A 10,324-nucleotide genomic window follows, 5' to 3' on the forward strand; every position below is an offset into this window, starting at 1 on the left:
TCGTTTCGAGATATTTTTGGCTTAGAGCATTCCACCGTTTCACGGAAATGGCGAAATGCTCTAACTCTTTGTTTTGACGCAATTCTGGAAGGAAAACCGCTTCACACTTTTCCTAGAATTGCTCTAGCCGCGCTTCAAAAATGTCCGCGCCACGTAAAGGCTGATCGCCGCGGCATTCGACACGTTGAGCGAATGGATGGCGCCGGGCATGTCGAGCCGCGCCAGCGTGGTCACCGTCTCGCGCGTCTTCTGGCGCAGGCCCTTGCCTTCGGCGCCCAGCACCAGGGCGATCTTTTCTCCGGCAAAGCTCTTTTCGAGTTCGGCCGGCGCGTCCGAATCAAGTCCGATGGTGCGGAAGCCGGCCTCGTGCAGCTGGCCGAGTGCGTCGGCGAGGTTCTTCACCTCGATCTGGTCGATGTGCTCCAGCGCGCCGGAGGCGGATTTCGCCAGCACGCCCGATTCCTGCGGGCTGTGGCGGGCTGTGGTGATCAGCGCGCCGGCGCCGAAGGCGACCGCCGAGCGCAGGATAGCGCCGACATTGTGCGGGTCGGTGATCTGGTCGAGCACCAGCACCAGCTTCGCGTCGCCAAGCGCATCGAGCCGCTTGGCTTTCAGCGGCTCGGCCTCGATCAGCACACCCTGATGCACGGCGTCCGACCCAGTGATCTTGTCGATGTCCCTGGGTTCGACCAGTTCCGTCTTGAAGGGCAGGGCGGCGAGATCGGCGATTTCCAGTCGCTCGGCCGCGTTGCGCGTCACCAGCATCTTCCTAATCTTGCGACGCGGATTGTCGAGTGCGGCGCGCACGGTGTGCAGGCCGTAGAGCCGCACCAGGCCATCCGCGGCATTTTCGCCCGGCGGAACCGGCTGTCGGGGCCGGAACGCCGGCGCGCCGCCGCTTTTATCGTCGCGATAGGCGCGGCGCAGCTTGGCGTAATGGGTGTCTTTGGGGGTGTTGGTTTTATCGCTCATGGCTGGCTTCTATAGCTGTCTCCTCCGGCCAAGGATATGGCCCGCCGTCACAGCCGGCGAACAGAAACGAAAAACCATGGTTGCGCGGTTGACACCCAATGGGCTTGCCGCCATAAGGCGCTGCGCTGGTTTCGGAGAACACATAACTCGGGTCCGGATCGGCGTGAATGCCTCGTTGCATGGCTCCGGCGGCAGACTGGAGAGGTGCCCGAGTGGTTAAAGGGGACGGACTGTAAATCCGTTAGCTTAGCTTACGTTGGTTCGAATCCAACCCTCTCCACCACTGCCGGCCCGGAAGCCCTGAAACGTGACAAGAATCGGACCGAAAAGTGCATGGCGCTTTTCGGATGAATCCGGTACTTGAGGAACGGCGCGGGTATAGCTCAGTGGTAGAGCAGCAGCCTTCCAAGCTGAATATGCGGGTTCGATTCCCGCTACCCGCTCCAGACACTCATCCCATCCGGCAAGTCGAAACACTGCGCACGAGGCGCAGCGCTCCAATTGTGGTGGCTGCGCCGCGTCAGCTGTTGAACGCGGTGGCGACCTGGTGCTGCTGCGGCACCTGGCCGTTCGGCGTCAGCCTGTCGACGATGCCGGGCAGGGCGGTGGACAGTTGCTTGAGCAGTTCCTGCTCGTCCAGCCCGGTCCGTTGCGCGATCTCGCGAATGATCTGCGGTCCGATCGCGGCGCCAAGATCGTTGGCGTTGATCGGCTGGTTCTGCCCGGTGCCGACCCAGGAGTCGGCGGCATTACCGTGGCCGGCATTTCTGAGCTTGTCGAGCAGACCGCCCAATCCGCCAGCCAGGCCACCATCGGCGGATGTGGTTTCCGTCGGGACGGGGGCGGTCGGAGCGGGCGCGGGAGACTGCTCTGGCTCTTCGGCACTTCTGCCGCTCAGCATCTTGCCGACCAGCAATGCGCCGAGCGCGATCATCAGGGGTTTGGTGATGTTGCCGCCGGGAACGGCATTGTCAAAAAGTCCCATAGTGGATCCTCCATAGCGACCAAGCCCGTCCCATCTTCAACAATGAAGTATTCGGGCGGAATTTCAAGCTGGCTTGAGGTTTTGACAATCCTATGAAAATGTCGGCTGGCGAGGGGATGGAGAGGAAAAAATGGGTATCATCAGTTGGATCATTCTGGGCGCCATTGCCGGCTTCCTGGGCAGCAAGATCGTCAACAAGACCGGCCAGGGCCTGATCATGGATATCGTCCTCGGCATCGTCGGCGCCATTGTCGGCGGTGTGATCTGCAGCCAGATCTTTGGCGTGGGTGTCACCGGTCTCAACATCTCCAGCCTGATCGTCGCGGTGGTTGGAGCGGTGGTCGTGCTGTGGGCCTACCATCAGTTCAGCGCAAGGCGGACGCTTTAGGCACCTGCGGATCGTCTGAGGTTTCGAGTTTCCGAAGGCAAGACCGGCTTCAGGCCTGTACGTGCAGCGGCTCGTCTATGGCATCAACACTGCATCGGCGGCGACGAAAAAGATCAGCGTTCCGGCGATGAACACCGCCCAGCCGACAAGCGACTTGCGGATAGCGGCCTTGTGCTCGGCGTCGGAGCTCTTGTTCTGGTCAAAATCGGTCACGGGGAACTCCCTTGGCTGATTGATCATGTCGTCGTCGAACGAACGATGCTTCGCCGAGTAGACGATCTTTTTCGGCCCGGCAACTGCTCATGCGCGGGTGCTTGGATGCGGAGGCTCCAGGTTTTGTTTATGCACGTCGTTCTCCCAAAACCGGGGCCCCTTTTGGGCGACATGCGTCAGGCGACGACGGCCAGCCGGCGCTGACGCTGATCCAGCGAGACGATGGTCAGCCCGCTGCCGACGACCAGCAGAATGCCGCAAATGGCCAGCGTGTTGGGGAACTGCCCGAACACCAGCAGGCCCGAAATGACCGCCCAGACGGTGAAGCAATAGTAGAACGGCGCCACGGCGCTGGTCGGTCCGATGCGATAGGCCATGAAGATGAAGAAATGGCCGAAGATCAGGAAAAATCCAGCACCCGCCATCAGCAGCAGGTGATGTGCCTGGGGCATGACCCAGCGCTCTGAAACCAGATGCGCGGCGCCGGCGCCGATCAGCACCACCACGACGGCGGAAATCGCCACGATCATCCCCGGCACCTCGGCCGAGACCCGCCGGCCGGCGAGGTCACGCGCCGCCGCGAGGGCTGCGTTGCCGAGCGCCAGCAGGGCGTAGACCGAAATGCCTTGCATGGTCGGCTGCGCCACCATCAGCGCGCCGACGAAACCGAGCCCGATGAGCGCCATGCGACGGCTGCCGATCCGTTCGCCAAACAGGATCGAGGAGCCGACCAGCATCAAGAGCGGCGTGATCTGTCCGAGCGCGGTGGAATCGGCAATCTGCATATTGGCGAGCGCGACCACATAGCAAAGGATCGCCGCCAGCTCGAGCACGTTCCGGCTCAGTACGCGCTTGTCGAAGATCAGCGGGATCTGCTTGCCGTAGCCCAGCGCGAACAACAGCGGGAAGCCCCAGAGCGCAGCCGCGGCACCCCGCAGAAACAGCACTTCGTAGGACGGCAGGCCTGCCGTCGCGAGTTTCATCATCGTGTCGTTGACGAGATACGATCCCGTCGAGACGATCATGAACAGCGGGCCGCGGATAGAGGCAGGGATGAAATGCATCTGGCCACAAGATCAGAGGCGGGTGGTGGCGGCAATGGTCCATGGCCTGGCCATGAATCAGACAGGGCCGGGCAAGCAAGCCAGCGCTTTCGCGGCCTCGATCGGTCGGCCCGCTACCCCTTCATTTTGCCCAGAGCCTTCCTATATCTTCGTCATATCCCCGCAATCGGATCGATGGTTCGGACTGAGTGAGACGGCACCCGGCCAAAAGACGCTTGTGTTTTTTGGCCTTTGTCGCTAATCGCCCCGCATTCGACTGAACTGAAGGTCTTCGACCGAACTGAAGATCCGGGCCGTCCAAGGAAAGAGACAATGGCAAAAGGTAAATTCGAGCGTAACAAGCCTCACGTGAACATCGGCACGATTGGCCACGTCGACCATGGCAAGACGTCGCTGACGGCGGCGATCACCAAGTATTTTGGCGAATACAAGCGCTACGACCAGATCGACGCTGCCCCTGAAGAAAAGGCGCGCGGCATCACGATCTCGACGGCGCACGTCGAATACGAGACGGCTGCCCGCCACTACGCTCACGTCGACTGCCCCGGCCACGCCGACTATGTGAAGAACATGATCACCGGTGCCGCGCAGATGGACGGCGCGATCCTGGTCGTGTCGGCTGCCGACGGTCCGATGCCGCAGACCCGCGAGCACATCCTGCTGGCCCGTCAGGTCGGCGTGCCGTCGATCGTGGTGTTCTTGAACAAGGTCGACCAGGTCGACGACGCCGAGCTGCTCGAACTGGTCGAGCTCGAGGTTCGCGAGCTTCTGACCAAGAACGAATTCCCCGGCGACGACATTCCGATCGTCAAGGGTTCGGCTCTGGCTGCTCTGGAAGACAGCGACAAGAAGATCGGTGAAGACGCGATCCGCGAGCTGATGGCTGCGGTCGATGCCTACATCCCGACGCCGGTTCGTCCGCTCGACAAGCCGTTCCTGATGCCGATCGAAGACGTGTTCTCGATCTCTGGCCGCGGCACGGTCGTGACCGGCCGCGTCGAGCGCGGCGTGGTCAAGGTCGGCGAGGAGCTGGAGATCATCGGCATCCGTCCGACGACCAAGACGACCTGCACGGGCGTGGAAATGTTCCGCAAGCTGCTCGATCAGGGCCAGGCCGGCGACAACATCGGCGCGCTGCTGCGCGGCGTTGATCGCGAAGGTGTCGAGCGCGGTCAGGTTCTGGCCAAGCCGGGCACGGTGAAGCCGCACAAGAAGTTCGTGGCCGAAGCCTACATCCTGACCAAGGACGAAGGTGGCCGTCACACGCCGTTCTTCACCAACTACCGTCCGCAGTTCTACTTCCGCACGACGGACGTGACCGGCATCGTGTCGCTGCCGGAAGGCACCGAGATGGTGATGCCGGGCGACAACATCACGGTCGATGTCGAGCTGATCGTGCCGATCGCCATGGAAGAGAAGCTGCGCTTCGCTATCCGTGAAGGCGGCCGCACCGTCGGTGCCGGCATCGTCGTCACCATCAAGGAATAATCGAGCCCGGCATTTGCCGGATCGACAAGAAAAGGGCGGTCTTCGGGCGGTCTTCGGGCCGCCCTTTTTTGTTTGCCGGGCTATCGGCTACCGCCCTGTCGCTCGACCCTGTTGCAAGCCCTTGGACCTCGTCTAGTATAGGTTGCATCAAGGGGCTTTTTGCAGAATGGTTTCAGGGCGCCTTCACCGTTGTCGGGCATTGTGGTCGCTGGCCTTGATCTGCCTGCTGGCATTGCTTGCCGCGGGCCCGGTAGCCTTTGCGGCGGATGCGGCGCCGGATCTTGGGCCGACGATGCGGTTCGGCATTGTCCGCAGCAACGCACCGGGGTGCGAGCCGATCTGCCCGGAATGGATATCGGCCGAGGGCTCCATAGAAGCCGGCACGCCGGCACTCTTCAAACGCATGCTGAAGACGCTTGGCGGGCGGAAACTGCCTGTTGTCGTGGATTCTCCCGGCGGCAATGTCGAGGCGGCGCTGACGCTTGGCCGGCTGATCCGCAAGAACAAGCTCGATATCGCCATCGGCAAGACGGTGTTTTCCAGCTGCCAGCCCGGTGCGAAGGGATGCCAGGACCGTGACGCCCGCTACTTCGGCGATGTCATCGACTATGGCGCCATGTGCAATTCCGCCTGTCCTCTGATGTTTGCCGGCGGTATCAGGCGGGTGGCCGGCGAATGGGCCTATCTCGGCGTCCATCAGATCACCACGACCTACATCCGCACGAAATTGCAATACCGCACCACCTACCGCATCGTGGGGGGCAAGAAGAAGATCCTCAACACAAAGATCGTCAGCCGCAAGAACGCCGGCAGCTACAAGACCTACGAGATGAGCAAGTCGGTGGAGAAAAAGCTGGCGGCCTATCTCAACCAGATGGGCATCGAACAAGGCATGCTCGAAACGATGAAGGGCACGCCGGCCAGCGAAATTCACCAGATCGCCCTCGACGACATGCTGGCGATGAAGCTGGTCACCAGCACGGACGCTGTAGGCCTGTTGACCGCGGCAAGCCTGTGCGAGCCCGGCCGCCTGGCCACGAATTGCCGGGAAATGCCGGGGGACAAGCCTGATGGCCTGACGGCGACCGCGGCCAAGCCTGCTCCGCCGGCGATCGAACCCGAGCCGGCGCGACACGATGAAGAGCGGCGCGATGAAGACATGCGCTTCGTCGTCGTTCGCGGCACCAATCCGCTCTGCAATCCAGACTGCCCGGAATGGATCTCGGCGGAAGGCGCGATCACTCCCCAGACCCCGCAGAAGCTGCGCCAATTGCTCGCCACGCTCGGCAAACGGCAACTGCCTGTCGTGGTCAGTTCGAGGGGAGGCGACCTGTTCAGCGCCCTGGCGGCGGGACGGCTAATCCATGAAAGGAAGCTCGACGTCGCGGTTGGCCGCACCGATTTCGTCGGCTGTGACCCGGGAGCGTGGAATTGCCTGGCCAAAGAGGGCGCCTATGCCGGGCTGAGCATCGATGCGGGCGTGGAGTGCGATTCGGCCTGCGCGCTGATGCTTGCCGGCGGCATCAAGCGGCTTGTCGGTCCCCAGGCGCGACTTAGCCTCTACCTGATGGGGCAAAAGCAGATGGTCAAGGCCTATCTCGACGAGATGGCGATCGCTCCCGCCCTGTTCGCGGCGATCGAGCGTCGCTCGGTCGAGCGCCGGCTGGAACCCGGCATGATGCTGAAGGTCGGACTGACGACGAGCCTGCAATCGGTCGACGCGCTGACCGGCGCCACCATTTGCGAGGCGGTGCCAAGACCCGAGAATTGCCGGATCCGGCCCTCCGCCAATGCCGAGGCTGACGCGCCGGCCAAATTGTAGACCGCGGCGAAGCCGGAACTGGCCATCGAGGCAGGTTGAGACACTTCCGATTGTTCCGCTATCGTCGCTGCTGGCGGCGCCAGGCAGGCGGAGGATCGAGAATGAGCCAGGATATCCCGACCCTCTACGAATGGGCCGGCGGCGGCGAGGCCCTGAACCGGCTGACCCAGACTTTCTACGACAAGGTGGCGCAGGACCCGATCGTCGGGCCGGTGTTCAAGACCATGTCGCCGGATCATCCCGCCCATGTCGCGGCCTTCATCGGCGAGGTTTTCGGCGGGTCAAAAACCTACAGCGAGCAGTTCGGTGGCCACCGCGAGATGGTCATGCACCATCTGGGCAAGCATCTGAGCGAGGAGCAGCGCCGCCGCTGGATTAGCCTCCTGGCCGATGCAGCCGACGCGGTCGGCCTGCCTGACGATCCGGAATTCCGTTCGGCCTTCATGGGCTATGTCGAATGGGGATCGCGTCTGGCCAAGATGAACTCCAATCTCGGCGAGACGTGCGATCCCGAGACGGAACCGATGCCGGCCTGGGGCTGGGGCGTGCCGGGCGGACCCTATCGGCCGCTGAAAACAAAGTAACCTCTCGCCGAACGAGCTGGTCGTCAGCTGTCCCGATTTCTGGCGCAGGGGGGGTGAAGGTACGTTTGCTTGCAAACCACCCTTTACAGAGCGTGCGGAAGCTTTTAGGAAGCGCCTGCTGCGCCGACATGCGCACGTACGGGCATAGCTCAGTTGGTAGAGCGGCGGTCTCCAAAACCGCAGGTCGTAGGTTCGAGCCCTGCTGCCCGTGCCATTTCCAAAGGGAAATCAGGCACTTAGAAATAGCGCTACTCGGTTGAGAAGCCAAAACGACTGCTGCACATCTATTGCACGGACATGCACGTCCGCGGGCAGCGTCCGACGGTGGCGTAAAATCACACGATTCTGGTGGGCAACTTCACCGTAACGACAGCCTGGTTTGGCGCTGCTCGAGGTTCCACAAAGGTAAAAATTGGCGGGTTGGCACCAAGGAAGCTGGCTTGGCTCGAGTCGAGATTTGCTCCTTTGGTCCGAAGGATGCGGGCGCAGAATACAAACCATCCGACGCTCGGGCATAGGCTTCCATGCTATGCTTTGGACCGCTCGGCTTTGAGAATCTACAGCTTGTAGGCAGCAGGCGGACCAACGGATCCGCGTTCGATGATTGTGGTCGGCAGAATGAGCCTTTCAGCTGGCCGTGCTTCGCCCTTCAAGCGGCGGATGAGCAGTTCCGCGACGCTTTTGCCCAGCGCATAGACGGGCTGGTCGACGACGGTGATGGGCGGGGTCGTGACGCTCGTCCAGTCCGCGTCATGGAAAGTGATGAGCGAGATGTCTTGTGGAATGCGCAGCCCGCGCTGGCGCATGACCTTGAAGATCTCCAGGGCTATGAGACTGTCGGAGGCAAGGATTGCGGTCGGTCGATCTGGCCCCGACAGCAGTTTGTCGGCGAGCTTTCGCGTCTCGTCGGGGCTTGTCGCGCCAAGGCGAATATGACGTTCCGGTCGATCAATTCCGGCGTCCCGGCACACCTTGAGAAAGCCGTCGATGCGCTCACGGACCGATGAGGTGTAGATTTGTCCTAGGTCGCGATACTCATTGCCTTCGGCGTCAACCGCGGTCACATAGGCGATTTTGCTGTGGCCGGCGTCGACAAGGATACGGGTCGCCCGCATGGCGATGTCTCGATCGTCAACCGTAACCGTGTCGACATCGAGATCAGGCAGCGCCCGGTCAAGCAGGGCAAGCGGCCGGCCTGAACGGTGGATGTCGCGCAGGTGTGAGATGTCACGCGATTCCGACGGCGTGACGATCAGTCCGTCGACGCGCTTGCCGATCAACAGCCGCACAGCTGCCCTTTCCGCGTCGATCCGCTCGCCGGAGTTGGCCAAGATGACGTTGAAGCCAGCCGCCCTTGCCGCGTCGCTGATTCCACGCACCGCCAGGCTGAAGAACGGGTTTTCGATGTCTCCGACCACCACGCCGATGATGCCGGACCTGCCGGTCGTCATGCTTCGGGCCAGTTCGTTCGGACGGTAGTCAAGGGCCTTGGCGGCGGCCATGACATTGGCGCGGATCGTGTCGCTGACGACACCGTATCCGCCGAGCACGCGCGCGGCCGTCGCTTTGGACACATTGGCCACTCGGGCGACATCGCTGACCGTTATCGACTGGGTCTTGGGTGCGGTTCTTTTCATTGGATGAACGACTACAAGAGTTGTTGACGGAAGGTCAATCTGGCGATAACGATTATCAAAGAGACCGGTCTCAATCAATAAGAGACCGGTCTCTTTTAGAAGATTGCGGGCCGAGAGGCGCATGCCGCGGTCGCGGCGGCGGGCGATGTCAAGCGTGGGATTGCCGGCTCGACGTCAATACCAAGAAGAACAGACCTTCAGAGTGGAGAGAAGACATGAGCAGGATAGGAATTCTCAAGTCGTTGATGTCACCGGTCCGGGCCGGCGCAATGGCTCTTATGGCTGTGTGCATCGGCGCGGGTTTTGTTTCCGGAGCAGCCGCCGCGGATGACAATCCCTATGGTCTTATTGATGCGAAAGTCATCAGCGTTGGTACCATGGGTGATGCCAAGCCCTACGCTTTCACCCAGGCGGACGGCACATTCACCGGGTTCGACATCGAATTGTTCCGCAACGTCGCGAGCCGCCTTGGCTTCAAGCCGGACCAGGTGATCTTCACCGGTCAGGAATTCTCGGCGCTGATGCCTTCGGTTGCCAACGAGCGCTTCGATGTCGCGGTCGCGGCAATCGGCACGACGGAAGCGCGTAAGAAGACCGTCGACTTTTCCGACGGGTATCTTGCAGGCTATCTCTCCGTGCTTACATCAGACAAGGCGATCACGTCGGCCGACGGGCTCAAGGGCAAGCGTCTTGGCGTCGTGCAGGGTACGCTGCAGGAAATCTATGCGGCGAAGAATTTTGTCGGGACTGATCTCGTCAAATTTCCTGACAACAATTCGGCCGTCTCGGCGCTCAACAATGGCACGGTCGACGCTCATTTCCTCGATTACGAGGCAGCCAAGGACTATGGCGTTCGTTATCCGGACTTGAAGATCGCGGTTAACATCCCGTCCTTCGACGCGCCGGCAGGCTTCGTCTTGCGCAAGGGCAACGACAAGCTTCGCGATGCGCTGAACACCGCCCTGCATGCGGCCATGCAGGACGGCACCTGGAAGACGCTTTATGAGAAGTGGTTCCCAGGCTCGCCGATGCCCGATCAATACCTCCCCAAGAAGTAACCGCACCCGGGGGGCGGGGGGGGGGGGGGGGGGCGGGGCGGCGGGGGGGCGGGGGGGGCGGGGGGGGGGGGGGGGGGGGGGGGGGCGGGGGGCCGGGGGGGGGGGGGGGGGCG

The 10,324-nt window shown here is 62.0% G+C and carries 10 protein-coding genes and 3 tRNA genes; 8 read left to right on the forward strand and 5 right to left on the reverse strand.

What is annotated here, in order from left to right; translation table 11 throughout:
* Positions 1 to 123 precede the first annotated feature (123 nt).
* On the reverse strand, positions 124 to 972 hold the full coding sequence (gene rlmB / locus NKH06_RS30755) for a 23S rRNA (guanosine(2251)-2'-O)-methyltransferase RlmB (protein WP_352894998.1): 849 nt from the start codon (positions 970 to 972) through the stop codon (positions 124 to 126).
* Positions 973 to 1,170: 198 nt separating this feature from the next.
* Between rlmB and NKH06_RS30760 the strand changes: the two genes are divergently transcribed.
* Positions 1,171 to 1,255, forward strand: a tRNA-Tyr gene (locus NKH06_RS30760).
* 89 nt (positions 1,256 to 1,344) lie between these two features.
* A tRNA-Gly gene (locus tag NKH06_RS30765) sits at positions 1,345 to 1,418 on the forward strand.
* Positions 1,419 to 1,492: 74 nt separating this feature from the next.
* On the opposite strand, the gene NKH06_RS30770 is transcribed toward NKH06_RS30765, so the two are convergent.
* Positions 1,493 to 1,957: a YidB family protein gene (locus tag NKH06_RS30770; RefSeq protein ID WP_352439971.1), complete on the reverse strand. Its 465-nt coding sequence runs from the start codon at positions 1,955 to 1,957 to the stop codon at positions 1,493 to 1,495.
* A gap of 130 nt (positions 1,958 to 2,087) precedes the next feature.
* On the opposite strand from NKH06_RS30770, the gene NKH06_RS30775 reads away from it, so the two are divergent.
* On the forward strand, positions 2,088 to 2,345 hold the full coding sequence (locus tag NKH06_RS30775) for a GlsB/YeaQ/YmgE family stress response membrane protein (protein ID WP_023812088.1): 258 nt from the start codon (positions 2,088 to 2,090) through the stop codon (positions 2,343 to 2,345).
* A 75-nt stretch (positions 2,346 to 2,420) separates the two neighbouring features.
* Here NKH06_RS30775 and NKH06_RS30780 read toward each other — a convergent pair whose 3' ends face one another.
* Together NKH06_RS30780 and NKH06_RS30785 are read right to left on the reverse strand one after the other, a co-directional pair.
* Complete coding sequence (locus tag NKH06_RS30780; protein WP_164778452.1) at positions 2,421 to 2,558, reverse strand: hypothetical protein; 138 nt, start codon at positions 2,556 to 2,558, stop codon at positions 2,421 to 2,423.
* 176 nt (positions 2,559 to 2,734) lie between these two features.
* Positions 2,735 to 3,622, reverse strand: coding sequence for a DMT family transporter (locus NKH06_RS30785; RefSeq protein ID WP_023812086.1), 888 nt, complete (start codon positions 3,620 to 3,622; stop codon positions 2,735 to 2,737).
* Positions 3,623 to 3,934: 312 nt separating this feature from the next.
* Between NKH06_RS30785 and tuf the strand changes: the two genes are divergently transcribed.
* The 4 genes from tuf to NKH06_RS30805 all read left to right on the forward strand — a co-directional run bounded on the left by tuf (position 3,935) and on the right by NKH06_RS30805 (position 7,730).
* The gene (gene tuf / locus NKH06_RS30790; protein ID WP_095090666.1) at positions 3,935 to 5,110 is read left to right on the forward strand and encodes an elongation factor Tu; all 1,176 of its coding nucleotides are present in this window, start codon (positions 3,935 to 3,937) and stop codon (positions 5,108 to 5,110) included.
* A gap of 166 nt (positions 5,111 to 5,276) precedes the next feature.
* Positions 5,277 to 6,932 (forward strand): COG3904 family protein, encoded by a 1,656-nt coding sequence (locus NKH06_RS30795; RefSeq protein WP_023814282.1) that lies wholly within the window; start codon positions 5,277 to 5,279, stop codon positions 6,930 to 6,932.
* A 101-nt stretch (positions 6,933 to 7,033) separates the two neighbouring features.
* Positions 7,034 to 7,516, forward strand: a complete 483-nt coding sequence (locus NKH06_RS30800; RefSeq protein WP_023814283.1) for a group II truncated hemoglobin — start codon at positions 7,034 to 7,036, stop codon at positions 7,514 to 7,516.
* Between the two features lie 138 nt (positions 7,517 to 7,654).
* Positions 7,655 to 7,730, forward strand: a tRNA-Trp gene (locus tag NKH06_RS30805).
* 343 nt (positions 7,731 to 8,073) lie between these two features.
* Here the strand turns inward: NKH06_RS30805 and NKH06_RS30810 are convergent.
* Complete coding sequence (locus tag NKH06_RS30810; protein WP_023814284.1) at positions 8,074 to 9,153, reverse strand: LacI family DNA-binding transcriptional regulator; 1,080 nt, start codon at positions 9,151 to 9,153, stop codon at positions 8,074 to 8,076.
* A gap of 215 nt (positions 9,154 to 9,368) precedes the next feature.
* Here NKH06_RS30810 and NKH06_RS30815 point away from each other — a divergent pair, with 215 nt between their 5' ends.
* Positions 9,369 to 10,211, forward strand: coding sequence for an ABC transporter substrate-binding protein (locus tag NKH06_RS30815; RefSeq protein ID WP_023814285.1), 843 nt, complete (start codon positions 9,369 to 9,371; stop codon positions 10,209 to 10,211).
* Positions 10,212 to 10,324: the final 113 nt, after the last annotated feature.

The organism is Mesorhizobium sp. M1342 (assembly GCF_040317955.1).
Classification (GTDB): domain Bacteria; phylum Pseudomonadota; class Alphaproteobacteria; order Rhizobiales; family Rhizobiaceae; genus Mesorhizobium.